Genomic DNA, 26,930 nt, shown 5'->3' with positions numbered 1-26,930 from the left:
TAAGTAACGAGAATGCGACGCGCAATTATTCAAAAATCGTTCGCATTTGCGCAGGAAGACATTTGGATCCGATACCTACGGTCCACAGATACCAAACCTTTTTAATAGAAGATACTCATAAATATCCTGATCAGGATATCTCTGTCATATATGAAACTCAGGATGCAATCTTTCTTAATGATCTGAAGGGCCGCCTCACCAACCTTTGTATTGCACACAATGGTGAGAGCCAGAAAGATAATCCATATTACTATAAGGAATTTAACTGCCCCCAGCAACGCTCCTGCTACCTTGTTCATGCCATGCAACACAGGTAATCTCGTCACAAGATTCAGCATCCATGTGATACTCCTCACCATAATCGTCGACATCAGCAGAGAAATCAGGAAAGAAATTCCATTCACTGCCATTCTCGCCAGATATTGAGCAATATAATCCGAAAATGTAGTTACAGCCAAATACTGGTAACTGTCAGAATTATTATTCTGAACCAGTCCATTCCTCAGCAGTTCCGGGAGATTCATTTCATTTATAAATTCAGTCTGGCTTTCTCCACTGCCTGTCCATGTGCTGTATTCCTCTCCTACAAACTCCCGGCAGCTTTCCTGTACTTTTTCATAAATTGATGTATTTTCCCGAATAAACTCATTTACATAAGGATTTATAAACCACACGATCGCCATCGACAGAAAAACACATACAAGCGAAACCAGTTCTTTTATCAGTCCCCGCCTATAACCTCTGACACATGCAGCCGCCAGAAAAAGTATCGTAATGACTCCGGCCCACGTTAAAGCCATTTTCATCCTCCTAACTAAGTTTTATTATCTCTACACCGCTGTCCAATACCAGAAGATATCTGTTCATTCCGATTTTGAAGAAATCTTTGATCGTTCCATCCACACTGCCAAGATATTTCTGTACTCCCCTGCTGTTCATTACACACATCTGGGAACTGTTGTACATCAGAATATTTCCACCGCTTAATTTAATCGTCGTATATGGAATATTGAAGTTTTCTTTGAATTTCAATTTGCCATCTGTAGTATAAACTTCCATTGTATACTGTTTGTCTTTACTGTCATTCTTAAACACAAGACCAATCATATCATTATCATAAAAAGTACTGACAATTTCTTTATCTACTTTTACTGTTTTTACTTCCTTCGGAATCTGGCTTCCATGATAAATTGTAAATCCATTATCTTTAAGTGCTACAGACCGGTTATTATCAAGATACTGGATCTGCGGAACTACCACGCCTTCATACTTATATCCACTGACAATTCTGTCATCCTCGTTCTGTCCTACATCTCCAAAATTGTAAAATGCCACATAACTGGTCGTATCACTTCCATCTACGAACTGATAGGTTACCATCATGATCACTCCGTCTTCAGATACAGCAATATCAAGGGGATATCCCGGATCATCTATCTTCGTCTGATTTTCAGCAATCAGACTTCCATCTGTACCATAAAAATCAATCCATGTATCATCTCCGCCATCCAGGATTGCCGCAACAAGACCGCTTTTGGATACTTTTGCTTTGACAATACTGTAAGAAGTAGTTACACTGCCTGTTTTTCCGGATTTATCATAAATCTCCAAAGTTGTTCCATCTTTATCCGCAATCACCGCACGAGTTCCATTGACATCTGCCACAGGATTCTGCATCTGATAGGTTTCACTCCATAATGTACTCATCTTATCAGAAACAAGCGAAACTCCATCCGGACTGTATCGAAGGATATTTCCGTCCATTTCAACATAATTTGTAGAAACAATATCCTCCTGCTCACTTGTCTGGACTACTTTATAAGTATGATAGCTTCTCTTCTCTATGTAAAATCCCACAGCCGTTACAGCAGCAGCTATCGCCACCACTGTAATAACTGTCTTTTTCACTACACTTCTTTTGTGGCGGGACAATCTGCGCTCATAATCATCTGCATATTCCTCTTCAGCTCTCTCCCGGGCTTTCGCTTTTCTGTTTCTCTCTGCCTGAAGCTTTTTCTTTTTATGTTTTTTTATTATTTTCTTAAATGTATTTGCCATTTTAGCCTTTACCTTATTTCTCACTTTCATTTTGTTGATTATCAGGTTTCAGTTTTTGCCATTTATTATAGCACAGTTTTCTAAGGTAATACAATTACTTGTCCCGGATAAATGATTTCGTCCGCTGACATCCCATTCAATTTGCAGATCTGACTTATGGCTTCGATACTTCCGTATCTGTCCATACTTATCTGAAAAAGAGTATCGCCGGGCTGAATCACATATGATTCATGGGCTTTTCCCGCTGCTTCGCTGTTTTCCTTCTGCACAGCTTCCCTGACACGTTTCTGTGCTTTACGTTCATCTGCTTCCTGCTGGTAGATTTGTTCGGTTTTATCTGCTTTTTCTGTCTTTACATCCGGAAGCTGTTCTGTTTTGTCCGATTTTTGTTCTGTATCTGTCTGCTCTGCTGATATTTTTTTCTCTGAAGTATTGTTTTTCTTTTCAGAATTTTCTTTTTCACTGGTGCTTTGATTATTCTCTTCATCATTCTCTTCATTATTCTTTTTATTCTTCCCTGCATCATTTTGTATAGTATCTGTCCGGTATTGTTTATGCTGCCTGACAGCTTCATTGTTCGAAGTCCCGACAACAGGAGACGGCGTTATCTCCTCAACGATCACTGAAGAAACCGTCGCGCTCTCCTTTTCGTTCTGTTTTACATTCTGGTAACTTCTGTAAAAATTAACACCCACTGTCAGTACTGCAATTGCCAGACATGCAGTTAATCCATATGAAAAAACAGAAGGAGCTGCCGGCTCCTTCCTGGTTTCCTTTTTATCTGCAATTATTTTGCGAAAATCTTTCACAGCCTGATCTTCATATTTTTCCTGAGGTTCCGGCTGAAGTTCTTCATTTTTGTCGATCATATACGTCTGCATACCGGGATTTTTTTCATAATAAAGATAATACCCTCCCAGACGCACCATTTCATTGTTTTCATAACGGAAGAAAGCATCTTCCCTTTCCTGAGGTTCCATAAGCATCAGGACTTTTTCTCCTCCAAAATGTTTCATGTGTACTTTTAACATCACTTCCGATACCTTCAGGAGAAGCTGAGGCTGTGAAAAGAACCATCCCACAATCTCCTGATCTTCGAAGTACTCCTTCTGGGCTTCCTGTATCTGCTTCCATTGATTTTCCGAAAAATCGATATGATCAGGTGCTGCCTCCATCTCCTCCGCTATAATAGCACCTTTGATAAACAGATAAGCTGTCTGAGAACGCCATTTAAGATTTCCTGTAAGAACTGCCACTCTGGTTTTTGCTTCTCCCAGAGAGTCTTCCGTTCTGGCAAGTCTTACCAGAAATGTGTACACATAGTCCTCCATATAAATCCTGTAATCTTCGGCTGCCAGGCCGATCTGGCGTATATTTCTGGGTAATCCAAACGGTTCCTCACCATTTTGTCCTTCCTGAGATTCGTCCTTATAGATTACTTCTATCATCTCTCATCACCCCTTCGGGTATCAGGATAACACAGATAAATTGCAGATTTTATCACATTGTAAGAGGAATTTACCAGAATTTGGCGACAGATTTTGCACAGTGCATATTTTTATCCCGGTAAGGATATGATGTTATCAGAAGCCTCTTCGCAGCTTGTTGTTATGAAGCAAAGGGACTATAGCAATTAAAAGATATAATCAATAATGTGCTCTCGAAATCTTTTTGTGCAGGTACAATAGAGACTCTGCGAGCACATAATACGATCAGGGAGGTTTTATGGTATTTTATGTGGACTCACAGAAAAGCAGTTCTGCTGAGGAAATCGCTTTTCTTTTAAATAAATGTATTCTTCAATATCCCGGCAGATGGTCGGAACTGGTTTTTCTGTGTATCGGAAGTGACCGCGTGACAGGAGACTGTCTCGGTCCCTATATCGGACACCAGTTACTTGAACATCTGAATACGGACACTCATGGCGTTTATGTTTACGGTACCCTGAAAAGCCCCGTACATGCTTTAAATCTTTCCAGAATTTCCCGCCAGATCAAAATTCTGCATCCCGAAGGTCTGGTTATTGCAGTGGATGCCTCTCTTGGACAAAAAAAGCACCTGGGGTATGTGACCATCGCAGATGGTGCACTTTACCCAGGTGCTGCAGTTCAGAAAGAACTTCCTCCTGTTGGTGATATCCATATCACAGGGATTGTAAACATTGCAGGTGTACTGGAACAGCTAACCCTTCAGACTACCCGCCTGTCTACGGTAATCTCTCTGGCAGATACCATCACACAGGGAATCGTAAATTATACAAATTCTTTGATCTGTTTGTAGATGCCTTCTGCATCAAGACCATATTTCTCAAGAAGAGCTGTGGCAGGACCGGATTCTCCGAATACATCATTTACACCGATACGTTTTACAGGTACAGGTGCTTTCTCAGACAGGCATTCGCATACTGCTCCGCCAAGTCCGCCGATTACTGAATGCTCTTCTACAGTTACAACCTTTCCTGTTTCTTTGGCTGCTGCAACTACAAGTTCTTCATCCAGAGGCTTAATCGTATGGATATTGATTACTTTTGCATCTACGCCGTCTGCCGCAAGCTTCTCTGCAGCTTCAAGAGCAGGAGCTACGCAGAGACCGTTTGCAATGATCGTAAGGTCTTTTCCTTCACGAAGGACAATACCTTTGCCTAATTCAAATTTATAGTCCGGTCTGTCATTGATAACCGGAACTGCCAGACGTCCAAATCTCATATATACAGGACCAACATGCTCATAAGCTGCTTCTACCATAGCTTTTGCTTCAATATCATCAGAAGGGCAGGCAACAACCATTCCCGGAATTACTCTCATAAGAGCAAAATCCTCACAACACTGATGGGTAGCACCATCTTCACCTACAGAAATTCCGCCATGAGTAGCGCCAATTTTTACATTGATCTTCGGATATGCAATAGAGTTACGAACCTGCTCAAAAGCACGTCCTGCTGCAAACATTGCAAATGTGCTGGCAAATGGAACTTTTCCTGTAGTAGCCAGACCTGCGGCAATGCCCATCATATTACACTCAGCAATACCACAGTCAATATGACGCTCCGGAAATTCTTTTTTGAATACGCCAGTCTGAGTAGCTGCAGCAAGGTCAGCGTCCAGAACGACCAGGTTCTCATGTTTCTTACCTAATTCAACCAGCGCAGCACCGTAGCTTGCTCTTGTTGCGATCTTCTTTACTTCTGACATAATGCTTCACCTGCCTTTTCTAACTCTTCCATTGCCTGTGCATACTGCTCGTCATTCGGAGCTTTTCCATGCCATCCAACCTGATTTTCCATAAAGGAAACGCCTTTTCCTTTTACAGTTTTCATAATGATAGCTGTAGGCATTCCCTTAGTAGCTTTTGCTTCATCAAAAGCAGCTCTTAACTGATCCATATCATTTCCGTCTGCAACGTTAATCACATGGAAGTTAAATGCCTCAAATTTCTTATCAATCGGGTATGGAGAACATACTTCATCAACCTTACCGTCGATCTGAAGTCCATTATTATCCACGATCACTACAAGATTGTCCAGTTTTCTGAAGCCTGCAAACATAGCAGCTTCCCAAACCTGGCCTTCCTGAATTTCGCCGTCACCTAATAAGGTGTATACACGATAGCTTTCATTGCTTAATTTGGCAGAAAGCGCCATACCAACTGCTGCAGAGATTCCCTGTCCCAGAGAACCGCTGGACATATCAACACCCGGGATATGTTTCATATCCGGATGTCCCTGTAAATAGGAACCCAGATGACGAAGAGTCTTCAGATCTTCTTTTGGGAAAAAGCCTCTTTCTGCAAGTGCAGAGTAGTATCCCGGTGCTGTGTGGCCTTTGGAAAGTACGAAACGGTCACGATCAGCCTTCTTAGGATTCTTTGGATCAATATTCATTTCTTCAAAATATAAATAAGTGAATACATCTGCTGCAGACAGAGATCCGCCCGGATGTCCTGCTTTTGCAGAATGTAATGCAGTAACGATGTCTTTACGGACTTCGTTTGCAATTTTCTGAAGTTCTAATTTTTCCATTGTGGTAAATTCTCCTTATTCGCCGAATACTGCTTTATAATCTTTCTGGAATTTCTCAATACCTGCATCTGTCAGAGGATGTTTTGTCATCTGTACGATTACATTGTACGGAACAGTTGCAATGTCAGCACCTGCAAGTGCACAGTCTGTTACATGGATCGGATTTCTTACGCTTGCTGCGATGATTTCTGTCTCGATTCCTGCCACTTCAAAAATCTCAGCGATCTCGCGGATCAGATCAACACCTCTTGTAGAAATGTCATCCAGTCTTCCAAGAAACGGAGATACATAAGTAGCACCTGCTCTTGCAGCCAGAAGTGCCTGGTTAGCAGTGAAGATCAGAGTAACGTTTGTCTTGATTCCTTCTGCATGAAGAACCTTAACTGCTTTCAGACCTTCTACTGTCATAGGAATCTTAACAACCATATTCGGATGAATGGCTGCAATCTCACGTCCCTCTTTGATCATTCCTTCTGCATCTGTTGTAGTAGCTTTTACTTCACCGCTGATCGGTCCGTCTACGATAGATGTGATCTCTTTGATTACTTCCTTGAAATCTCTTCCTTCTTTTGCGATAAGAGACGGATTTGTGGTAACACCACAGATTACACCCATATCATTAGCTGCCTTAATATCTTCTACTTTTGCTGTGTCAATAAAAAATTTCATGTTCTTAACCCTCCTGATTTTTGCTTGTCATAATCGTTCATTGATCTGATGGTTTCATTATAACAGACTTTACATTCAGGTCAAGCGTGGCAAAAGATTATTAATAATTTCTTTATTAATAATCGCATGTCTTATTAATTCTTTATTTTTCAGTCAAAGCATATATTCGTTGTTATCAACATGCAATATACAATATGTTTTATAACCATTTCTTTTCGTAACTGTTCGCTGTCTTTGCTGTTGCAGGAAACCTCCGTCAGAAATCATTTCTGATATCGGATTTCAGCCGCACATCCTGAAATTTTGGTACGTTTCCAGAAAATGCCTGCCGGGTAGATATTCGCAATCTACCTCGCCACACAGCTCTATACCAAATAACTGTTCTGCAGTTTCGATAAATTATTATTAATAATTTTCATTCGACGTATTTAATTATTTTTTTTGGTTCTGACATACCCCGTAGTGCGTCTCGCTATCAGCTTGGGGGTATATTCAATATTATAGAGACTGACAGGAGCAGAATCTGTGAGAAAACGGTCCTGCTCATCGATTTTGCGCAGTATAATATCACAGGCATCTCTGCCTTTAAGGGCTACGAAATGATCGATCGTAGTAAGAGAGATCTTCCGTATTCCCGAATAAAAGATATTATCGCACCCAATCACCGATACATCCTTGGGTACATGAATCCTTGCTTCATGGAGAGCATCCAGCGCACCAATAGCCATCATATCATTCTGGCCTGCAATAGCTGTAAATTCCCTGCCTTCATCCAGAAGCTCCATAGTAAGCTCATAACCCATCGAATATTCCGAATCCATCCGTGGGATCTGCATATCGATAGCTTCATCCGCAGCCTTAATGATCACATGATCCTTCAGGCCTTCTTTCTCAAACTCTTTCACAAAACCATTTACACGTTTTGTTCTCTGCCATTGTCTCCTTGTCAGGGGCGGAGTGATAAACGCTACATCTCTGTGCCCCAGATCAAGCAGATGTCTTGCCATCATCCTTCCCACAACTGTATTATCCTGATTAATGGCATCTATAGTTGTAGTTTTCTCTTTATTACTGATGATAACCAGTGGGATTGTCTGCGCCAGTTCCTCTACCTGCTGCTGAAAATCCGGATTTGGATTACAGCAGTAGATAATGCCAAGCGGCTCTATTGTACCCATCATGCGCAGATACTTCTCCTCCAGACGGGGATCTCTCTGTGTATTACAGATAAAGACACCATATCCCTGCTTGTTCGCCACTGCTTCAATCCCCTGCAGAAGCAATACATAATACGGGCTTGTAAGCGTAGGGCAAAAAACAACGATCAGCTTCTCTTTCCGGCTTTCTTTTCTGTTCTTTCGTCCGGGAAGATGATAGCCTAATTCTCTGGCTGCCTGCTCTACCTTCTCCACTGTTTCTCTGGAAAAAGAAACATTATATTTCTTATTCAGGACCATGGAAACAGTTGCCTGGGAGACTCCTGCCCTCTTTGCCACGTCAGAAGAAGTTGCTTTCTTTTTAGACAAAGTGATGCCTCCTTTTCCGATGATCTTTTGTCAGAACAGTAACCTTAAAGCTCCACACGCCCCTCAAGAGCACGTAAAAGAGTCACTTCGTCAATATATTCCAGATCTCCTCCTACCGGAACTCCGCTTGCGATCCTGCTGACTTTGATCCCGGTAGGTTTGATCAGCTTACTGATATACATTGCCGTTGTTTCCCCCTCCAGACTGGAATTGGTAGCAATGATCACTTCCTTTACCTCATCCTTTGCCAGACGCTGCATGAGTTCTTTCAGTTTGATATCATCCGGCCCGATTCCAAGCATTGGAGAGATTGCACCATGAAGAACATGATAAACGCCATCAAACTTGCCTGTTTTTTCATAAGCTGCAAGATCTCTTGTATTCTCTACCACCATGATCACTGAATGATCACGCTTATCATTGCTGCAGATGGGACAAATCTCTCTGTCTGTCAGAGTACAGCAGCACTTGCAATACTGTACATTCTCTCTGGCACCGGTAATGGAAGAGGTAAGCTGCTCTACCTGATCCTTTGGCATATTCATGATGTGAAATGCCAGTCTCTGTGCTGATTTCGCACCGATTCCCGGAAGATGGGAAAGCTGCTCGATCAGCTTATTGATATGACTGCTGTAGTATTCCATCAGAATGGAAGACCTCCGCCAAGTCCGCCCAGACCACCTGTCAGTTTAGACATAACAGCTGTAGATTCTTCTTCCACTTTGCGAAGTGCTTCGTTTGTAGCTGCAACGATGAGATCTTCCAGCATTTCGATGTCATCCGGATCTACAACTTCCTCCTGAAGCTTTACTTTTGTCACCTCTCTCTTACCGGAAATAGTTACCTCTACAGCTCCGCCTCCTGCAGTAGCCGTAAATTCTTTCTCTTCCAGAGCTTTCTGATTCTCTTCCATCTGGCGCTGCATTTTCTGCGCCTGTTTCATAAGATTATTCATATTTCCCGGCATACCCATTCCCGGGAATCCTCCACGTTTTGCCATTTGTGATGTCCTCCTTGCTATTTATTGCCTTATTATTTACTGCCTTTTCCTGTCCGGAGAATATTTAGTTACTGTTCACTCCGTTCACAGTAACGTAGCCAAAATTCATTCCAGATTGCCTGCGGCAATGGAATTTTGGCTTGTATGTCTCGGGATTTTGGCATATTCATGCCAAAACACCTCGCGGGATAGTGGTGTGTGAACAGTAACAATATTTATTCTCCTTTTTCCTCATCAGGATCTTCCTCTATCACAACATCCATGTGGATATTATTCTTTATCGCCTGGTCCACTGTGATATTTGCCAGATTTGTATGCTGATGCTTATCTGCCACCAGCATCTGGATCTCTACTGTTTTTCCTGTCTGGGCAGTGATAATGTCCTGAAGCTCTTTCTTCGCTTCCGGATTGTCCACATAGGACTGCCCCAGAAAATCCTGAAATTCCACATAAAGAACAGGTTCTCCTGTCTCACTGTTATACTTCGGAACAGATTTCTGAAGCATCTGCTTGAACATCCCTGTTGTCTGTCCTGTGATCACTCTCCAGCCTGCCACGATCTTCTGCAAATCTTCCGGTGCAGCTTTCGCCGGTGCTTTGTTTCCCGCCGGTTCCTGAACTGCTCCGGTTTCTGCCGGCATTTTCCCTGAACCCTGCTGCACGATCACCTGCTGTACCGGACGTTCATCCATCCGCTGTTCCAGCACACGCAGTCTGTCCAGAACAGAATCCAGATTAGTCTCCATTGCAGGACGGCACAGCTTGATCAGTGCAATCTCCACAAGAACCCTTTTCTGGGTTGCATATCGGATCTGGTTGGACAAATCCGAAAAAATACGGATATACCGCATCAGCGTCTCCACATCCAGCATGGTGCTCTCTTCTTTCAGAAGCTTCATGTTGTCGGATGAGACATCGATCGCTTCCTCCGGATTCTCAGAAGTCTTAACGAGAAGAAGATTTCTCATATACCAGGTAAAATCTCCCACAAACTGGCTCAGTTCCCTGCCTCCTACGATCAGTTCCTCCAGGATATGAATGGAACCTGTCACATCTCCCCGGATCACTTTTCGCAAAAGCTTGCTAAACACTTCGGTGTCAACGGCTCCCAGAACCTCCAGAACTTTATCATAGGTAAGTTCCTGTCCAAGATAAAAAGCAATACACTGGTCGAGAAGGCTGAGCGCATCTCGCATGGAACCATCTCCCGCTTTCGCTACATATCGGACTGCTTTTTCCTCAGCTTCTACACCTTCAACTTTGAGCAGTTCATCCAGTCTGGCCGCGATAGTGTCTATGGTGATTCTGTGGAAATCATATCTCTGGCATCTGGATAAAATCGTAATCGGAATCTTGTGCGCCTCTGTAGTTGCCAAGATAAACATAACATAAGACGGTGGTTCCTCCAGTGTTTTCAGCAGGGCATTGAAGGCACCTGTGGAAAGCATATGAACCTCATCAATAATATATACTTTATATTTACCTTCTGTAGGGCGGTAAGAAACCTCTTCTCTGATCTCACGTATATTATCCACACCATTGTTGGATGCAGCATCGATCTCGATCACATTCATTGCAGTTCCTGCCTGGATTGCCTTGCACATGGCACATTCATTACAGGGGCTGCCATTTACGGGATGCTCACAGTTGACTGCCTTCGCCAGAATTTTGGCTACTGTTGTTTTACCGGTTCCTCTGGTGCCGCAGAACAGATACGCATGGCCGATACGGTTATGCTTAATCTGATTTGTCAGAGTAGTCACTATGTGATCCTGACCTTTGACATCCGCGAAATTATCCGGTCTGAACTTTCTGTAAAGAGCAGTGTAACTCATGAGTAAACTCCTATCGTAACTATTCAGCACCCCCACTGTCAGCAGCGCGCCAAATAGTTATCTCTATCTTATTATCACAGCCGCCGCGGAAAAAATTCCCGCGGCGGTCTTTTTTACATCCATATCTTATATGAAAAAGTATCTGTCAGTCAAGTACTGTTTCACTTAATCAGTCACCAAAGCTGATACCGATCTGTTTGGCAGCAACTACAAGCTGATCTTTCGGTGATACCATCTTAAGCTTACCTGCACACTCTTCAAGAGGTACACGTTTAATTTTGCCGTTTACCACGCCGATCATGATGCCATATTCACCATCCATGATCGCCTGCGCTGCACCTGCACCGATTCTTGTGGAAAGAACGCGGTCATACGGACATGGTTCTCCGCCTCTCTGTGTATGTCCCGGAACTGTAACGCGGACTTCGCTTCCGATCTCTTTGTAGATCTGGTCGGCAATCTCATAGGAAACGGACGGATATTTCTTTGCTCGGGCTTCCAGTTTCTCTTTGTATTTCTTTTTAGGAAGTTCTGCGTCTTCTTTGGAAATCGCACCTTCTGCAACTGCAAGGATTGTGAAACGCTTGCCTGCTTTGGCACGTTTCTGGATCGCTGCGGTAACTTTTTTGATATCATATGGGATCTCAGGAATCAGGATGATATCCGCACCGCCTGCAACACCTGCATGAAGTGTCAGACTTCCTACCTTGTGTCCCATGATCTCTACGATAAATACACGTCCATGTGAAGATGCTGTCGTATGGATACAGTCAATGGCATTTGTGGCAATGTTTACCGCACTCTGGAAACCAAAGGTCATGTCTGTGCCATAGATGTCATTATCAATAGTCTTTGGAAGATGGATAATGTTCAGTCCTTCTTCTCTCAGAAGGTTTGCTGTCTTCTGTGTACCATTTCCGCCAAGGATCACAAGGCAGTCCAGGCAGAGTTTATAATAAGTCTGCTTCATTGCTTCAACCTTGTCCAGGCCATTCTCATCCGGGACACGCATCAGTTTGAATGGCTGTCTGGATGTTCCGAGGATTGTGCCGCCCTGTGTAAGGATTCCGGAAAAATCTTTGGATGTGAGCATACGGTATTTACCATAGATCAGTCCTTTATATCCATCATCAAATCCATAAACTTCCAGTTCATCCAAATTGTTACTCAGTCCCTTTACTACTCCTCGCATGGTAGCGTTAAGAGCCTGACAGTCACCGCCACTGGTAAGCATACCTATTCTTTTAATCATGATAGTATCCTCCATTTCTGTGTTTTAAGAATTATCCATATCCATACATACAAGACATGTTGTGTACTCTGGCATATCCATTTCCAGAATAAAGATAGTTTATTTCTGTTTATTATATAATATTTATCGTTTTCATACAATAGTGTTAGAAAAGTTTTAGTTACTATTCACGCACTACGTTCGTTACTGTTCACTCCGTTTGTTACTGTTCACTCCGTTCCCAGTAATAAGTTTTACTATAATGATTCACTATTGACAAAACAGCCTCCTGCCTATATAATCAGAAATGCGCAGCCGGGGAGATAGCGGTGCCCTGTACCTGCAATCCGCTACAGCAGGGGTGATGCCAATCCGAGGCTTGTATCCTGTGGAGCTGCCCTCTATAAGTGGCGTTGACGTTTGGGTCTTACGCAACAGGAATCTGTGAACCGTGTCAGGACAGGAATGTAGCAGCACTAAGCAGAAGCTCTTGTGTGCCGTAAGGGTGCCTGGGCTGAGTTAACTGTAGAGGTAACGTCTGTGGGACCATTCCGAAGTGCGGCGCGCAAAAAAGAATATTCATGATGCAGGTCATCATATAAAAAAGCATTCAGAATTTTATCTGTTGATAATTTCCTGAATGCTTTTCTTATTTTTGTAATTTGCAAAAAGTCCATATATTAACAAAGGTTGGAAAAAATAATTAATCCTCCACTGCCTGTACCTGACTTTTGTTCTTATATTTCTTCATCACATGAAAATAATAAGGAATCAGTGGGATCAGTGCGGCGATCCATGCGGTCGGGTCAGCCATACAGACACCGGCAAAGGAAGTATGTCCCGCAATCAATACGACAATTCCGGTTCTCGCCACCAGTTCAAATACCCCGCCAAGCATTGGTACAAGTCCATATCCCATTCCCTGCAGAGTATTTCGATAGAGGAAAATACTTCCGAGAAACGGATATGCCCAGAATACTGTCCGGAAATAAGTAACAGACACATTTACTACGTCCTGTTCCGATGGATCTACGAAAAGATATGTCAGATATTTTCCGAAGAAAAACATCAGGAACATAACAAAAACGCTCCATCCCAGGACCATCATCTGCGTGTAACGGACTCCCTGTTTCACACGATCCATTTTTCCTGCGCCCCTGTTCTGACCTACATAGGTTGCTATGGTTGCACCGAAGGCTGTAAATACTGTGGCAAAAATATTCTGGATCTTACCGGCAGCAGAGAATCCGGCCATATGTACAGGTCCGTAAATATTGACCGCGCCCTGTACAATAATGGTTCCGATTGCTGTAATCGAAAACTGCAGTCCCATAGGAATTCCAAGCTTCAGAAGTCTGCCGAAACTGTCCCAGCATATCTCAAAATCCTTCCGTTCCAGATGAAGGATCGGAAATCTTTTTACAATATAAATCAGGCAGCACACTGCCGAAATTCCCTGTGCGATCACTGTGGCATATCCGCATCCTTCTACACCCATTCCAAAGACTACAATAAAAACTACATCCAGAATAACATTGATCACAGCTGAAATGATCAGGAAATACAATGGCGACTTGGAGTCACCCAGCGCACGCAGGAAAGCCGCAAGTGCATTATATGCACCTGTGATAATAAGACCTGCATAAATAATTCCCATATATGCAGTTACATCACCAAATACCTCTTCCGGTGAATTCATCAGATGCAGGATTGGTTTGTTCGCAAGACTGAATCCTATGGTCATGACAATGGAAAATGCAGCCATAAGGTAAATGGACATGGCAACATAATGGCGCATCCTGTCAAATTTTTTCGCTCCGAACATCTGGGCTACGATAATCGCAAATCCACTGCTGAGTCCATTCAGCCAGCCGGTCACAAAAAACATCAGTGAACCGGTGCTTCCGATAGCTGCAAGGGCATTTACTCCGATAAATTTTCCGGCAACAATGGAATCTGCAATATTATAAAACTGCTGAAAAAGATTTCCCAGGCACATTGGGATCATAAATTTTATTATCAGACTCACCGGACTGCCGACGGTCATGTCGTTTGTTGTATCTTTTTTCATTCTTTTTATTCGCCTCTTTTTATTTCTGCCTGTAACATTAATCCTGTTACTTCTATTACTTTTATTACTCCTATTGCCTTTAAGATTCTTCCTGTTTTTGTCTGCCTTTTACTTTTATTGTTCCGGTTCTCCCTCCGGATTTTCCTGTGCAGCTTTAAGGGCCGCCTTTTCTTGCTTCTTTTTCTCACGAAGCTTTCTGAAAAACTCAGACAACATAGAAGAACATTCCTCTTCCAGAACTCCCTGTATAATCTTTACCTGATGATTAAATCCATCCACCTGCAAAAGATTCATCACAGAACCTGCGCAGCCCGCTTTGGCATTCATACAGCCGATCACTACTTCATCTATTCTGGACTGGACAAGTGCCCCGGAACACATCTGACATGGTTCCAGCGTCACATACATAGTGCATCCCTCCAGCCGCCAGTCTCCAAGTTTTTTACTGGCTTTGCGGATTGCATTCAGTTCTGCATGGGAGAGTGTATTTTTATCTGTGTTTCTTCTGTTATATCCACGTGCGATGATCTTACCCTCATGCACGATCACACAGCCGATTGGCACTTCTTCCAGAGCTTCTGCCTTCTTCGCCTGACGGATAGCTTCTTTCATAAAACGTTCCTGATCTGTCAACTTTTCTTTTCCTTTCTGCTGTTGCATCACTACCAGAATAGCAAAAAGAAAGCCTGAAAACCAATCGGTTTCAGACTTCCTATGCGTAGTCGAAGCGACGGGATTCGAACCCACGACCTCTGCGTCCCGAACGCAGCGCTCTACCAAACTGAGCCACGCTTCGTCAATGCAAGTGCTATTATATTAATAAAATCGCAGTTTGTCAATAGATTTTTTCAAATTTTTTTAATTTTTTCGAATATTTTCTTCTGATGGTCATATACATTATTGAATCTGGTTTTACGGAGGAAGGATTTTGGCTGGATATCGGCGTTTTATCGCATATGTATATGACTATGAAAACGGAAAGAAAGGCAGCAATTGCGGATTTATTAAAGTTGAAGTAAAAGATCAGCAATGTTCTGTTGAGATTCATCTGCATTGTCCGGGGCTGCCTGAAAATGTAAAATGCAATATTTATGGATTTACACGAAAGGATGGCCTGATCAACGGAATTCTTCTGGATACCTGCGAGACAGAAAAAGAAACTGTAGAATGCCTGATCATAACAGATGCAACAGATATGAATGACTCCGGCGTTGCAATGGGTAAGTTGGGCGGAATGATCATTACTTCAGATACTGGCGGATTCTTTGGTACTGAATGGGACGATCAGCCTATACGTCCGGAGAATTTCCATGAAATAAAAGCTATGCCTGACGCAGATATTCCTGAATCTGCGAAAATCACTTCACAGAAACCCGAAGTTCCGGCAGGTATGGTATTACAGGAAATGCCCGAAGAACTTGAAGATATTTCAGAAAAACCCGAAGATATCTCGCTTACAAAAGTTCCTGACGATTCTTTATCAATTGAACCGTCTGCCAACATTCCGGTTCAGGGAACATCTGATAACAAGCCAGGAACAGAGTCATCCTATATCTCAGATAATACTGTTGAAGATTCCAATAGTTCTGAAAATGCCGGCAATCCTGTCCCGGAAAGAAATGCAGAAAACAGAAAAACCTCTGCCGAATTTTCCCCCTTCTCCGATGGCGAACTGATTTCTGCATGGAAGATACACCTTGATGACCTGAAGCATTTTCCGCGGTATTACTGTGCACTGCGCAATAACCGTTTTCTCCAGTATGGGCATTATAATTTCGGATATTTGCTTTTAGGACAAAGAAATAACGGACAGTATATCCTCGGCGTTCCCGGCGTTTATAATCAGCAGGAACGCTTTATGGCAAATATGTTTGGCTTTCCTTACTTCAGAGAAAGCAGCTATATAGAGATTCCAAAAATGCGCGGCGGTTACTGGTATCGTTTAATCGATGCCCCGGATTCCCACAGATAAAATCGTCTTTTGAAGAATCTTCTGAAAATTCTGAAGTTCTTCAAAAGTATAGCTTCCATATCCAGGCCTGAGGACTCCATCTGAGTCCTTATAAGCCTGCAGATAATATTCTTTCGCTCCTGCCAGCCACCCAGCGATTTCTTCAAAATCCTTCTGCGTATGCAGTTCCCGTACTACTGTTGTTCTGAATTCATAGTCCAGATTCCCATGCAGCAGAAAATCTGCTGTCTCAAAAATACTGTCCATATCAGGCTTTTCTATTCCGGTCAGATTTCCATAGTTATCCGGACAGGCTTTGATATCCATAGCTACTTTATCGATCAGTCCGGCTTCTGCCAGATGTTTTACAATCTTCGGACGTGAGCCATTGGTGTCCAGTTTAACAGCATAGCCCAGCTCTTTGATTTTTCCCAGAAATTCCTCCAGACCATCTGACAGTGTAGGTTCCCCTCCTGAAATGCAGACCCCGTCCAGAATTCCCTTTCTTTTTTTCAAAAAAGTCAAAAGTTCCTCCTGACTGTAATCCGGCTGTTCTCCGGGAGCCACAACCAATATACCATTCTGACAGAACGGACAGCGGAAATTGCATCCACCCAGAAATATAGTACTGGCTACCTTTCCCGGATAGTCCAGCAATGTCGTTTTATTAAAGCCACAGATTCTCATTGTTTATCTCCATTCCAATTATATTTTACCGTATATAAATCTGATATATCATTTTATCATCAGGCATCTGAATCCTCAAGTTAAACCACCTATGTTATAGCAATCCGGGCAAAAATCCGAAAAAAAGAACCCTGTTTTACCAGAGTTCTTAATCACATTATTGTTTTGTTATCAGTTCAACTGATAAACCTCAGCAGACTGAAGTCCGAAGCTTAATGCTTCTGAATGGCTGTCACAATAAATATCAACATGTCCATAAGGTGTTCCCAGATCCTCTACTGTGTATACATTTCCGTTGATCAGAAGCTGTGTTCCAAAGGGTACTCCCGCCATAGCTACAGTACGTCCTGCTGTCGGAACTGTTCCGCTGGCTGTCAGGTTACCTGCTGTACCGCAGCACTGTGCACAGTTGCAATATGCAGTCAGTGTAAAGTTGCCAAGGTATTTTCCCTGACCGGAAGAACTGTCTGAGGATGCCTGGCTGTCAGATGTATCTTCTGATTCATTGCTGTCAGAGTCTCCCTCATAGAAATCTGCATCGTTCTCTTCGTATGTATCTTCATCATCAGAATCCCCTGAATCTTCAGAAGTATCCTCAGATCCTTCAGTCTCCGAAGAATCCTGACTGTCCGAAGAGTCTTCCTCATAGGAATCTGTATCTTCTTCATAATCATCAGAACTCTCTTCTGCATCCTGTTCCTGTGCCGCTGCCGCCTCTGCTTCGGCCTGTGCCTGCGCTGCCTCTCTGGCTGCTTTTTCCTCTTCTGCCTGCTGCACAAGCTGAGCAATGCTGTTATCTGCATTGTTGATTCTTGCAGTCAGTGCTGCTGCTTCTTCCTGGCTTGCGCTGATCTGGCTTACATAAGAAGATATGTTATCACTTGTGCCTGCTGCAAGATTCTGAACCTCCTGCTGTTTGGCCGCTCTCTCTTCAAGAAGCTGATCAATAGCAGCCTTCTCTTCCTCAGCAGTTGTTTCCTGATCTTTGATAGTGTTCTGAAGATTCTCGCATTTGTCCAGCATAGTCCTGTCATACTGGGAAATCTTCGCAACACTCTCTGCATTGTTGAGGAACTCAGAAAGATCCTTAGATGACAGCAAAGTCTCTAATGCAGATGTACCGCCATTCTCATACATATACTGGATGCGGAGCTTCATATCATCATATTGTTTATTTAATGCCTTCTTGGCTTTCTTTAATTCTGTGTGAAGCTGTTTCAGCTCATTCTCTTTCTCTCCGGCCTGTATGCTGAGTTCAGAAATTGCATTAGTCAGGTCTTCATACTGTGTATTCAAATCAGACAGATAGTTCTCCAGCTCCTGCTTCTTGCTCTGAAGGCTGTCAATATTCGCCTGTGTCTGGGCAAGTCCGGCTTCTGCCTGCTGTTTCTGAGCCTGCATATCAGCAATCGCATCTTCTGTTGCATATGCAGTTGTTCCCATGGAAAAAGTAAGCATTCCGGCCAGCAGTAATGAAAAAACTTTTTTCTTCATAAATTAATCACCTTTCTCGTTAATCTGAAACCCAGTATATCATATTTCGTAAAAAAATCAACACTTTTTATTAATTTATGTAATAATTATGTAACATTTTATCTTCACTAATGCTCAGCAAAAACAGGCACTGCCCCTTTTTCAGAGACAGTGCCTGTGCTTCTTCTTATCTGTTTACAGTTCTTTATTCACCGGTTATTCCGCAGCTGCAGCTTCTTCCGGTTCCGCATCCATAACTTCCTGGAACTTGTCCAGAATGATCGTCTGGATCCTGTCACGTGTTGCAGAATTGATCGGATGTGCAATATCACGATATTCTCCGTCTGTTGCCTTACGGCTTGGCATAGCGATAAATAACCCTTTTTCTCCTTCAATCACCTTGATATCATGTACTACAAATTCATCATCGATCGTTATGGAAACAACCGCTTTCATCTTTCCTTCTTTTGCTACCTTCCTCACACGCACGTCAGTAATATTCATGATACAAATTTACTCCTTTCGATTTACCGAATCTATCCGGCTGTTTTATTTACAGTATATATCTGTCATTTTTCTCCACGACGATCTTCACTTCACCGTCGCCGCAGTAATACGAATTTGCACGAATAGTATCCCGGCTTTCAACAATGCAGTTCTCAATATGAGTATTATCTCCCAGATATACATTGTTTAAAATCACAGAGTTCTTGATCACGCAGTTATTTCCTACAAATACGTCTTTAAAAAGAACGGAATTCTCCACCGTACCATTGATAATACATCCGCTGGCAACCAGGCTGTTCTTCACCTGTGCTCCCGGATTGTATTTTGCAGGAGGCAGATCATCAATCTTTGTCTTAATTGTCGGTTCCTGTTTGAAGAAATAGTTTCTGATCTCCGGTTTCAGGAAATCCATATTTGTCTTATAATATGCTTCTGCTGTGGAGATATTGCTCCAGTATGTGTCAATCTTATATCCATAGATTCTCTTAAGATTCTTGTAGCGGATCAGAATATCCTTTACAAAATCATGTCTGCCTTCCAGCGCAGCTCTCTCGATCAGCTCGATCAGCTGTCTTCTTCGGATAACATAGATACCTGTTGAAATTGTATTATAAGAAGAAACCATTGGCTTCTCTTCAAATTCCTCAATCCTGCAGTCCTCATTCATACGGAGAACACCAAATCTCTCAATCTCACTGGGATTATCGCAGGTAGTGCATACTACCGTAACATCTGCACGTTTCGCAATATGATATTCAAGAACCTTGTTGTAATCCATCTTATAAATGCAGTCGCCGGATGCGATCACTACATATGGTTCATGACTGCTTTTAAGGAATTCCAGATTCTGATAAATAGCATCTGCTGTTCCCTGATACCACAGACTGTTCTCTTTTGTGATCGTAGGTGTAAATACAAAGAGACCACCCTGTTTTCTTCCGAAATCCCACCATTTGGAAGAGCTTAAATGTTCATTCAGAGAACGGGCATTGTACTGTGTCAGAACAGCAACTCTCTGAATATGAGAACTCGCCATGTTGCTCAGTGCGAAGTCGATACTTCTGTAGCTTCCGGCGATCGGCATTGCTGCGATTGCCCTCTTATTTGATAATTCTCTCATGCGGTTATTATTACCGCCAGCCAAAATAATACCTATCGCTCTCATTATTCGTCACCGTCCTTTGCTGTAATTACCTGTCCGCCGGCCAGCTCACCATCAGGATAATCCTCAGGAACAGTTATACCTGAGATTGCTGTATTCTTTCCGATCCTTACATTATCCGGGATCACGCTGCGTTCACCAACCGTAGCAATTCCAAATGCATAAACTGCAGGTTTCAGCACATTCGGAGCTTCCTCACCACATCCCAGTACAACATTGTTTCCAATAGTAACATCCTCGGCAATAATAGCCTTATCCATCTGTACGCCCTCACCAATGGTAGAATTGCGCATGATAATGGAATCACGGATCACGCTGCCTTTTCCGATCACAACATTTGGTCCGATCACAGAATTATGTATTTCCCCGTAAATTTCTGCACCCTCACCGATCAGACATCTGTCTGTAACCGCATCTGCCGAAATATACTGAGGCGGGATAATATCTCCCTTTGTGTAAATCTTCCAGAATTCTTCATAGAGATTAAATTCCGGAATAATATCGATCAGTTCCATATTGGCCTCCCAATAAGAACCCAGTGTTCCTACATCCTTCCAGTATCCATTGTATTCGTAGGCGAAAAGTCTTTCACCTTTCTCCTTGCAGTATGGAAGAACATGTTTGCCAAAATCACAGCTGTTCTGATCCTTCAGAGACATCAGTGCTTCCTTTAAAGCAGGCCAACTGAAAATATAAATTCCCATGGACGCCAGATTGCTGCTTGGATGCTCCGGTTTCTCCTCAAACTCCGTAATGCGTCCTATGTCATCTGTTACCATGATACCAAAACGGCTTGCTTCCTCAATAGGTACCGGCATACAGGCAATCGTCACATCCGCTTTATTCGCTTTATGGAAATCAAGCATTACTTCATAATCCATCTTATAGATATGGTCACCGGATAAGATCAGGACATAATCCGGATTATACTGTTCCATGTAATCCATATTCTGGAAGATTGCATTGGCTGTTCCTGTGTACCACTCACTGCTGGTACTCTTCTCGTAAGGCGGCAGTACTGTTACACCACCTTCGTTTCTGTCAAGATCCCATGGAATACCAATTCCGATATGTGTATTAAGTCGCAATGGCTGATACTGTGTCAATACACCTACTGTATCGATGCCTGAATTAATACAGTTACTTAAAGGAAAATCTATGATACGATATTTCCCGCCAAAAGCAACTGCAGGTTTCGCTACTTTTTCTGTCAGTACACCCAGTCTGCTGCCCTGACCGCCGGCCAGAAGCATAGCTATCATTTCTTTCTTAATCATGCAATCACCTCTTGTTGTAGTTATGGTAACTATTCGTCAGTCTGCTGTTTCGCGAGGCACTGAACAGTTACAGGTTATGATTATTTAATTATAACACACTTTTATCTGTTAGTGAACATTATTTACAATTTTTGTTTCTCATTTTTTGTTTTTTTATGATTTTTGCACACGTTTTTTATTGAGTCTGTATTTCCACCGATATATTATTAGGCATTTTTTATATATCCAATGTCGTTTTTTGTAATTTTTTATCAACCAAAAGAAGTCCTTTTCATTTTAAGGCACAGGGAGTATAATAAACAGACAGATAAAACAGTTCCAGTAACTATGCGAATATGTTACAGTTACCAGATTTATAAAGATTTGTAAATAATTAATCAAGGAGAACATACTATGTATCAGATAGATTTTCACAAACCACTTCATATACATTTTATCGGTATCGGCGGCATCAGCATGAGCGGACTGGCCGAGATTCTTCTCGGCGAGGATTTTGTCATTTCCGGTTCCGATTCCAAATCCAGTCCTCTTACCCAGGCACTGGAGAAAAAAGGAGCCACCATCTATTACGGACAGCGTGCCACAAACATTACCGATGACGTAGATGTTGTGGTATATACCGCAGCTATCCATCCTGACAACCCGGAATTTGCCTGTGCAAAGGAAAAAGGACTTCCAATGCTCACACGTGCAGAGCTTCTCGGACAGATCATGAGGAATTATGATACTCCTGTTGCCATTTCCGGAACTCATGGAAAAACAACCACAACATCTATGGTATCTCACATTCTTCTTGCAGGAGACTGTGACCCGACCATCAGTGTGGGAGGTATTCTTCCTGCTATCGGCGGAAACATCCGCGTAGGCAATTCTGAGACTTTTGTCACAGAAGCCTGCGAATACACAAACAGCTTTCTGAGCTTTTTCCCGAAGATCAGTATTATCCTGAATATGGATGCAGACCATCTGGATTTCTTTAAGGATATTGACGATATCCGTCATTCCTTCCGCCGCTTTGCAGAGCTTCTTCCTGCTGACGGTACACTGATCATCAATGCAGATACTCCGAAATATGAAGATATCATCCGGGATCTTCCATGTAATGTGATCACTTATGGTCTGGAACATGATGCAGATTATCAGGCAGCAGATATCACTTATGACAAATATGGACATGCTTCCTTCTCCGTTCTGCGCAATGGCGTTAAGGTTGGCAGCTATTATCTGAAAGTGCCGGGCATCCACAATGTTTCCAATGCACTGGCAGCAATTGCCCTCGGTCATCTTCTTGGTCTTTCCGAAGAAGTGATCATCAAGGGACTTGGAAGTTTCACAGGAACAGACCGCCGTTTCCAGTATAAAGGAGAAGTTGCAGGGGTTACGATCGTAGACGATTATGCACATCATCCTACAGAAATTGAAGCAACTCTTCATGCCGCACACAATTATCCCCATAAGAAATTATGGTGTGTATTCCAGCCACATACATATACCCGTACCAAAGCTCTGCTTCCGGAGTTTGCCAAAGCACTCAGCCTGGCAGATCATGTGGTAGTTGCGGATATTTATGCAGCAAGAGAAACCGATACTCTGGGAATTTCTTCTGAAGATCTGCAGAAGCGTATTCAGGAACTGGGAACTCCCTGCGAGTATTTCCCTACCTTTGATGAGATTGAGAATTATCTGCTCTCCAACTGCCAGGAGGGTGATCTGCTCATCACCATGGGAGCCGGAGATGTTGTAAATATCGGGGAGCATCTGCTGGGTAAATAATGTTTCTGCCTGACATAAATATCAGCAATTTACACAGGACAATTCGGAAAATAATTTTTCAGAATTGTCCTGTTTTTTACAACCGCCCAACTTATAGCACTTATAGCAATAGAAGATACTGAACACTTGTGTCTCTGTCGACAATTTCCATTAAAAAGTTATAAACATTTTATCCCCCTCAATTCTTCCTTTATTTATAACAGTTCAGATCACTTATCCACATTTTCCACATCGTTATACACATTTTCATCTGCCTGCATATGTGGATGTATATGTGCATAAATCACTTAACATAATTCGACATTATTCGTCCCCGTAATACTCCGTTTTTCCCTGAAATTCAACATTTTTCAGGTTTCCAATAATATATACCACATTTCACCTTTCCACATTATCCACATTATCCACATTCAAATGTGGATGAAATCTTCGACAAAAATCCCCTATTCTCTTTTAAAAAATGTTGTGCTATAATTCATAGATATCAAGTCAGAGGAAAAATATCTTTTTTTACTCTGACATCTTATTATTATGATATCAGGGTCAAAAGGTCAAAAAGTCGTTCGTGCTTGCACGATAAGACTTTTGAACTTGGGACCCACCAAACATGAGAAAGTAGCGATTTACGCAGTAAATCAGCGGATTTCGAATGTTTGAGAATTGTGGGAGCTGCTTTGCAGCGGAGCAATTCGTGGATATCAGGTTAGGGGCAAAATACCTTTTGACCCTAACATCTTATTATTATGAAAGAGAGTGGAAATTCATGGCTATGATCACTTTACAGAATTCCCGCAATGCGGAAGTAACTGTATTAACCAACAATTTCATAGACAACTATATGCCTGGGGCCAATGGAGAATTTGTGAAAGTATATATCTATCTTCTGAGGCTTCTTTCTGACACCTCTGTACCCTTCAGTCTGGAGCAGATGGCTGATCATTTCTTCTGTACAGAACGTGACATTATCCGCGCTCTGAAATACTGGGAGAAAGAGAAACTCCTTACTTTAACCTACAGAAATAACGAAGATATAGCAGATATCATATTGAATGTACCACCTGTAAAATCTGCTGCTTCCGACACACCTGTTTCGGCAGCCCCTGTTACAAAAACAGAAACCCAGACTTCTTCTGCGCCGGCACAGCCTGTGAAGCAGACCACCAGATCAGCCACTGCACTGTCTCCTGACCGTGTAAAAGAATTAAAGCAAAATGATGAGATCGTACAGCTCCTCTATATCGCAGAACAGTATCTCGGCAAAACGCTCACTCCTACCGAGATGAAAAAGATCCTGTTTTTCTATGATGAGCTGAAATTCTCGCCTGATCTGATCGAGTACCTGATCGAATACAGTGTCAGCCGCGGGCATAAGAGTATGCGTTACATAGAAACCGTTGCTCTTGCCTGGGCAGATGAGGGAATCACCACTGTCACCATGGCAAAAGAGGCAAATTCCCGTTATGCCAAAGAATACTTTACTATTTTTAAATCAATGGGAATCAGCGGACGAAATCCGGTAGATACAGAGATTTCTCTTATGAACACCTGGCTGAATGATTATGGTTTTACCATGGATATCATCCAGGAAGCCTGCAGCCGTACAGTTCTCTCTACCGGACAGCCAAGTTTCCAGTATGCAGATAAAATCCTTTCCGGATGGAAAGATAAAAATGTCCGTACACTTGCAGATGTCCGGCTCCTCGATGCTCAGCATCAGCGCCAGAAGCTGGAAAAGAATACCCAGCGAAAAGCAGCTTCCAAACCGGCTGCATCAAACCGGTTTAACAATTTCCATCAGCGACAGTACGACTTTAACGAATATGAAAAGAAATTACTGAATCAGTAACGGCAGTGACATAATCGTCTGAAAGTCACTGAACAGCTACAAAAAAACAAACGAAAGGGTGTGAAGTCATGCCTTTACAGAATTATCAGTATGATACGATCATGCGGGAATACAGCAAGACCCAGTCTCAGAACAGACGTATTCTGGAGGAGCGTACTCAGGAGATTTATAAAAAAATCCCGCGCATCCACGAAATAGATGAAGAGGTTGCCACCTTAAGCGCCAAAAAAGCAAGAGCACTCTTAAGCGGAGAATCATCAGGTCTTGAGGACCTTAAAGCTGCAATCTCTCTTCTGTCCCAGGAGCGCAATGCCCTGTTGGTATGTAACTCATATCCGGAAGATTATCTGGAACTTCCATATAAGTGTCCGGTCTGTCAGGATACCGGTTACGTCGGAAGCCAAAAATGCACCTGTTTTAAGAAAGCAGAGATAGAACTGCTCTATACGCAGTCCAATTTAAAAGAAATTCTCAAAAAAGAAAACTTTGACCACTTTTCTTTTGATTATTATTCTGATACAATGAAGAACGAAGCTACCGGACTGACAGAAAGAGAGACGGCCCGGAGAGCTTATGATATTGCCAGAGGTTTTGTGAGAAATTTTGACAGTTCCTTTGAGAATCTGTTTCTTTACGGTGATACCGGTGTGGGTAAGACTTTTCTTTCTCACTGTATTGCTCATGATCTTCTGGAATCAGCACATTGCGTTATGTACTTTTCCGCATTTGATCTGTTTGAACTGCTGGCAGACTCCAAATTCTCCAGAGATAAAACAGAAGGACAGGAATTTGTATTTGACAGCGATCTGCTGATCATCGACGACCTGGGAACTGAACTTACAAACAGCTTTGTCTCTTCCCAGTTGTTTTTGTGCATAAATGAACGCATCATGCGCAGGAAGTCTACGATCATATCAACAAATCTGAAACTGGAAAATTTCTCGGATACTTATTCCGAACGAACCTTTTCGAGAATCGCCAGCAACTACCGTATGGTGAAACTGGAAGGAAAGGATATCCGTATACAGAAAATTTTTTTAGGAGGAAAATAAAACATGGCACAGGCAACAACTAAAGATTTAACTACACTTCCGGTGGGCAGACTTGGTCTGATCCCTCTGATCAGCTGTAAGGATCTGGGTGAAAAAGTAAATGAATGGCTGATACAGTGGCGTAAAGAGCGCAGCCACGAAGAGCTTGATTCTTTTGCATTTGAGGGTTATCAGAGAGAGTCCTATCTGATACCGGTCCAGACAGCACGTTTCGGTTCCGGTGAGGCGAAATGTACGATCATGGAATCTGTACGTGGTGACGATATCTATCTGATGGTTGATGTATGTAACTACAGTCTTACCTACAGCATCGGACCATACGAGAATCTTATGTCTCCTGATGACCATTTTCAGGATCTGAAACGTGTGATCGGCGCAATCGGCGGCAAAGCCCGCAGAGTAAACGTGATCATGCCTTATCTGTACGAAAGCCGCCAGAATATCCGCAGCGGCAGAGAATCCCTGGACTGTGCAACAGCACTTCAGGAGCTTGTAAGTATGGGTGTGGAAAACATCATCACTTTTGACGCACATGACGCGCGCGTGCAGAATGCAACACCTCTGCATGGATTTGAGACTATACAGCCATCCTATCAGTTTATCAAAGCTCTTCTCAATCATGAGAAAGGACTTCACATCGACAACGATCATTTCATGATCATCAGCCCTGATGAGGGAAGCATGAACCGCGCAATCTATCTTGCCAATATCCTTGGTGTTGATATGGGTATGTATTACAAACGTCTGGATTACTCCAAGAGAATCAATGGACGTCACCCAATCGCAGCTTACGA

The 26,930-nt window shown here is 42.6% G+C and carries 24 protein-coding genes, 1 tRNA gene and 1 other RNA gene; 7 read left to right on the top strand and 19 right to left on the bottom strand.

The features are described 5' to 3' along the window. Window positions 1-101 precede the first annotated feature (101 nt). From AC075L_RS12755 to AC075L_RS12745, 3 genes are all read right to left on the bottom strand, one after another. Entirely contained in the window at window positions 102-800 is a 699-nt protein-coding gene (locus tag AC075L_RS12755) for a CvpA family protein (protein ID WP_020993249.1), read from the bottom strand. A 10-nt stretch (window positions 801-810) separates the two neighbouring features. Continuing rightward, window positions 811-2,058: a DUF5711 family protein gene (locus AC075L_RS12750; RefSeq protein WP_008706907.1), complete on the bottom strand. Its 1,248-nt coding sequence runs from the start codon at window positions 2,056-2,058 to the stop codon at window positions 811-813. 80 nt (window positions 2,059-2,138) lie between these two features. Further along, on the bottom strand, window positions 2,139-3,506 hold the full coding sequence (locus AC075L_RS12745; protein ID WP_055059432.1) for a LysM peptidoglycan-binding domain-containing protein: 1,368 nt from the start codon (window positions 3,504-3,506) through the stop codon (window positions 2,139-2,141). A gap of 277 nt (window positions 3,507-3,783) precedes the next feature. Between AC075L_RS12745 and yyaC the strand changes: the two genes are divergently transcribed. Next, window positions 3,784-4,338 (top strand): spore protease YyaC, encoded by a 555-nt coding sequence (gene yyaC / locus AC075L_RS12740; RefSeq protein WP_008706911.1) that lies wholly within the window; start codon window positions 3,784-3,786, stop codon window positions 4,336-4,338. On the opposite strand, the gene AC075L_RS12735 is transcribed toward yyaC, so the two are convergent. The 8 genes from AC075L_RS12735 to AC075L_RS12700 form a co-directional block, all read right to left on the bottom strand. Continuing rightward, window positions 4,311-5,249: a transketolase family protein gene (locus tag AC075L_RS12735; RefSeq protein ID WP_008706912.1), complete on the bottom strand. Its 939-nt coding sequence runs from the start codon at window positions 5,247-5,249 to the stop codon at window positions 4,311-4,313. The genes yyaC and AC075L_RS12735 overlap by 28 nt on opposite strands. Continuing rightward, window positions 5,237-6,076, bottom strand: coding sequence for a transketolase (locus AC075L_RS12730; protein ID WP_196002539.1), 840 nt, complete (start codon window positions 6,074-6,076; stop codon window positions 5,237-5,239). The genes AC075L_RS12735 and AC075L_RS12730 overlap by 13 nt, the downstream gene beginning before the upstream one ends. Window positions 6,077-6,091: 15 nt before the next feature. Next, window positions 6,092-6,745: a fructose-6-phosphate aldolase gene (gene fsa, locus AC075L_RS12725; protein ID WP_008706917.1), complete on the bottom strand. Its 654-nt coding sequence runs from the start codon at window positions 6,743-6,745 to the stop codon at window positions 6,092-6,094. A gap of 428 nt (window positions 6,746-7,173) precedes the next feature. After that, window positions 7,174-8,271, bottom strand: a complete 1,098-nt coding sequence (locus AC075L_RS12720; protein ID WP_008706920.1) for a LacI family DNA-binding transcriptional regulator — start codon at window positions 8,269-8,271, stop codon at window positions 7,174-7,176. Between the two features lie 44 nt (window positions 8,272-8,315). Next, window positions 8,316-8,915 (bottom strand): recombination mediator RecR, encoded by a 600-nt coding sequence (gene recR, locus AC075L_RS12715; RefSeq protein WP_008706922.1) that lies wholly within the window; start codon window positions 8,913-8,915, stop codon window positions 8,316-8,318. Next, window positions 8,915-9,271 carry a YbaB/EbfC family nucleoid-associated protein gene (locus tag AC075L_RS12710; RefSeq protein WP_008706923.1) on the bottom strand — a complete coding sequence of 119 codons (357 nt, stop codon included), beginning with the start codon at window positions 9,269-9,271 and terminating at the stop codon, window positions 8,915-8,917. The genes recR and AC075L_RS12710 overlap by 1 nt, the downstream gene beginning before the upstream one ends. A gap of 215 nt (window positions 9,272-9,486) precedes the next feature. Further along, a complete protein-coding gene (gene dnaX, locus AC075L_RS12705) occupies window positions 9,487-11,106 on the bottom strand; it encodes a DNA polymerase III subunit gamma/tau (RefSeq protein WP_008706925.1) in 1,620 nt (539 codons plus the stop codon). A gap of 169 nt (window positions 11,107-11,275) precedes the next feature. After that, on the bottom strand, window positions 11,276-12,358 hold the full coding sequence (locus tag AC075L_RS12700) for a 6-phosphofructokinase (protein ID WP_008706927.1): 1,083 nt from the start codon (window positions 12,356-12,358) through the stop codon (window positions 11,276-11,278). 286 nt (window positions 12,359-12,644) lie between these two features. Between AC075L_RS12700 and ffs the strand changes: the two genes are divergently transcribed. Next, an RNA gene (gene ffs, locus AC075L_RS12695) (signal recognition particle sRNA large type) lies at window positions 12,645-12,906 on the top strand. A 134-nt stretch (window positions 12,907-13,040) separates the two neighbouring features. On the opposite strand, the gene AC075L_RS12690 is transcribed toward ffs, so the two are convergent. The 3 genes from AC075L_RS12690 to AC075L_RS12680 all read right to left on the bottom strand — a co-directional run bounded on the left by AC075L_RS12690 (window position 13,041) and on the right by AC075L_RS12680 (window position 15,204). Further along, on the bottom strand, window positions 13,041-14,408 hold the full coding sequence (locus AC075L_RS12690; protein WP_025578594.1) for an MATE family efflux transporter: 1,368 nt from the start codon (window positions 14,406-14,408) through the stop codon (window positions 13,041-13,043). Window positions 14,409-14,522: 114 nt separating this feature from the next. Beyond that, window positions 14,523-15,041, bottom strand: coding sequence for a tRNA adenosine(34) deaminase TadA (tadA, locus tag AC075L_RS12685; RefSeq protein WP_026649744.1), 519 nt, complete (start codon window positions 15,039-15,041; stop codon window positions 14,523-14,525). Window positions 15,042-15,130: 89 nt separating this feature from the next. After that, a tRNA-Pro gene (locus AC075L_RS12680) sits at window positions 15,131-15,204 on the bottom strand. A gap of 132 nt (window positions 15,205-15,336) precedes the next feature. On the opposite strand from AC075L_RS12680, the gene AC075L_RS12675 reads away from it, so the two are divergent. After that, window positions 15,337-16,380 carry a DUF6128 domain-containing protein gene (locus AC075L_RS12675; protein ID WP_161276134.1) on the top strand — a complete coding sequence of 348 codons (1,044 nt, stop codon included), beginning with the start codon at window positions 15,337-15,339 and terminating at the stop codon, window positions 16,378-16,380. On the opposite strand, the gene AC075L_RS12670 is transcribed toward AC075L_RS12675, so the two are convergent. The 5 genes from AC075L_RS12670 to AC075L_RS12650 all read right to left on the bottom strand — a co-directional run bounded on the left by AC075L_RS12670 (window position 16,351) and on the right by AC075L_RS12650 (window position 21,465). Further along, the gene (locus tag AC075L_RS12670) at window positions 16,351-17,046 is read right to left on the bottom strand and encodes an anaerobic ribonucleoside-triphosphate reductase activating protein (RefSeq protein ID WP_008706935.1); all 696 of its coding nucleotides are present in this window, start codon (window positions 17,044-17,046) and stop codon (window positions 16,351-16,353) included. The genes AC075L_RS12675 and AC075L_RS12670 overlap by 30 nt on opposite strands. Before the next feature lie 171 nt (window positions 17,047-17,217). Further along, window positions 17,218-18,540, bottom strand: coding sequence for a PcsB-like coiled-coil domain-containing protein (locus AC075L_RS12665; RefSeq protein ID WP_476387769.1), 1,323 nt, complete (start codon window positions 18,538-18,540; stop codon window positions 17,218-17,220). Window positions 18,541-18,735: 195 nt separating this feature from the next. Next, window positions 18,736-19,023: a septation regulator SpoVG gene (gene spoVG / locus AC075L_RS12660; protein WP_008706939.1), complete on the bottom strand. Its 288-nt coding sequence runs from the start codon at window positions 19,021-19,023 to the stop codon at window positions 18,736-18,738. Window positions 19,024-19,072: 49 nt separating this feature from the next. Next, on the bottom strand, window positions 19,073-20,191 hold the full coding sequence (gene glgD, locus AC075L_RS12655) for a glucose-1-phosphate adenylyltransferase subunit GlgD (protein ID WP_161276135.1): 1,119 nt from the start codon (window positions 20,189-20,191) through the stop codon (window positions 19,073-19,075). Then, window positions 20,191-21,465: a glucose-1-phosphate adenylyltransferase gene (locus tag AC075L_RS12650; protein WP_008706943.1), complete on the bottom strand. Its 1,275-nt coding sequence runs from the start codon at window positions 21,463-21,465 to the stop codon at window positions 20,191-20,193. Before AC075L_RS12650 ends, glgD begins: the two co-directional genes overlap by 1 nt. 393 nt (window positions 21,466-21,858) lie before the next feature. Between AC075L_RS12650 and murC the strand changes: the two genes are divergently transcribed. The 4 genes from murC to AC075L_RS12630 form a co-directional block, all read left to right on the top strand. Next, entirely contained in the window at window positions 21,859-23,238 is a 1,380-nt protein-coding gene (murC, locus tag AC075L_RS12645) for a UDP-N-acetylmuramate--L-alanine ligase (protein ID WP_020993254.1), read from the top strand. A gap of 763 nt (window positions 23,239-24,001) precedes the next feature. Continuing rightward, window positions 24,002-25,084, top strand: a complete 1,083-nt coding sequence (locus AC075L_RS12640) for a DnaD domain protein (RefSeq protein ID WP_062807069.1) — start codon at window positions 24,002-24,004, stop codon at window positions 25,082-25,084. A gap of 68 nt (window positions 25,085-25,152) precedes the next feature. Further along, on the top strand, window positions 25,153-26,136 hold the full coding sequence (locus AC075L_RS12635; protein WP_008706949.1) for an ATP-binding protein: 984 nt from the start codon (window positions 25,153-25,155) through the stop codon (window positions 26,134-26,136). 3 nt (window positions 26,137-26,139) lie between these two features. Then, window positions 26,140-26,930 (top strand): ribose-phosphate pyrophosphokinase-like domain-containing protein (locus AC075L_RS12630; protein ID WP_476387768.1); only part of this gene is annotated, 791 nt, incomplete at its 3' end.

It is taken from the genome of Blautia sp. ZXY-1-B12, assembly GCF_056339915.1.
Note: the sequence above shows the minus strand (reverse complement) of the source record. Positions and strands in the feature narration are given on the sequence as shown.

What these genes read in the sequence shown, in the direction of transcription:
- AC075L_RS12755 (WP_020993249.1), bottom strand. Translation starts at nt 800, where the DNA reads ATGGCTTTAACGTGGGCCGGAGTCATTACGATACTTTTTCTGGCGGCT.
- AC075L_RS12750 (WP_008706907.1), bottom strand. Translation starts at nt 2,058, where the DNA reads ATGGCAAATACATTTAAGAAAATAATAAAAAAACATAAAAAGAAAAAG.
- AC075L_RS12745 (WP_055059432.1), bottom strand. Translation starts at nt 3,506, where the DNA reads ATGATAGAAGTAATCTATAAGGACGAATCTCAGGAAGGACAAAATGGT.
- yyaC (WP_008706911.1), top strand. Translation starts at nt 3,784, where the DNA reads ATGGTATTTTATGTGGACTCACAGAAAAGCAGTTCTGCTGAGGAAATC.
- AC075L_RS12735 (WP_008706912.1), bottom strand. Translation starts at nt 5,249, where the DNA reads ATGTCAGAAGTAAAGAAGATCGCAACAAGAGCAAGCTACGGTGCTGCG.
- AC075L_RS12730 (WP_196002539.1), bottom strand. Translation starts at nt 6,076, where the DNA reads ATGGAAAAATTAGAACTTCAGAAAATTGCAAACGAAGTCCGTAAAGAC.
- fsa (WP_008706917.1), bottom strand. Translation starts at nt 6,745, where the DNA reads ATGAAATTTTTTATTGACACAGCAAAAGTAGAAGATATTAAGGCAGCT.
- recR (WP_008706922.1), bottom strand. Translation starts at nt 8,915, where the DNA reads ATGGAATACTACAGCAGTCATATCAATAAGCTGATCGAGCAGCTTTCC.
- AC075L_RS12710 (WP_008706923.1), bottom strand. Translation starts at nt 9,271, where the DNA reads ATGGCAAAACGTGGAGGATTCCCGGGAATGGGTATGCCGGGAAATATG.
- dnaX (WP_008706925.1), bottom strand. Translation starts at nt 11,106, where the DNA reads ATGAGTTACACTGCTCTTTACAGAAAGTTCAGACCGGATAATTTCGCG.
- AC075L_RS12700 (WP_008706927.1), bottom strand. Translation starts at nt 12,358, where the DNA reads ATGATTAAAAGAATAGGTATGCTTACCAGTGGCGGTGACTGTCAGGCT.
- AC075L_RS12690 (WP_025578594.1), bottom strand. Translation starts at nt 14,408, where the DNA reads ATGAAAAAAGATACAACAAACGACATGACCGTCGGCAGTCCGGTGAGT.
- AC075L_RS12670 (WP_008706935.1), bottom strand. Translation starts at nt 17,046, where the DNA reads ATGAGAATCTGTGGCTTTAATAAAACGACATTGCTGGACTATCCGGGA.
- AC075L_RS12665 (WP_476387769.1), bottom strand. Translation starts at nt 18,540, where the DNA reads ATGAAGAAAAAAGTTTTTTCATTACTGCTGGCCGGAATGCTTACTTTT.
- spoVG (WP_008706939.1), bottom strand. Translation starts at nt 19,023, where the DNA reads ATGAATATTACTGACGTGCGTGTGAGGAAGGTAGCAAAAGAAGGAAAG.
- glgD (WP_161276135.1), bottom strand. Translation starts at nt 20,191, where the DNA reads ATGAGAGCGATAGGTATTATTTTGGCTGGCGGTAATAATAACCGCATG.
- AC075L_RS12650 (WP_008706943.1), bottom strand. Translation starts at nt 21,465, where the DNA reads ATGATTAAGAAAGAAATGATAGCTATGCTTCTGGCCGGCGGTCAGGGC.
- murC (WP_020993254.1), top strand. Translation starts at nt 21,859, where the DNA reads ATGTATCAGATAGATTTTCACAAACCACTTCATATACATTTTATCGGT.
- AC075L_RS12640 (WP_062807069.1), top strand. Translation starts at nt 24,002, where the DNA reads ATGGCTATGATCACTTTACAGAATTCCCGCAATGCGGAAGTAACTGTA.
- AC075L_RS12635 (WP_008706949.1), top strand. Translation starts at nt 25,153, where the DNA reads ATGCCTTTACAGAATTATCAGTATGATACGATCATGCGGGAATACAGC.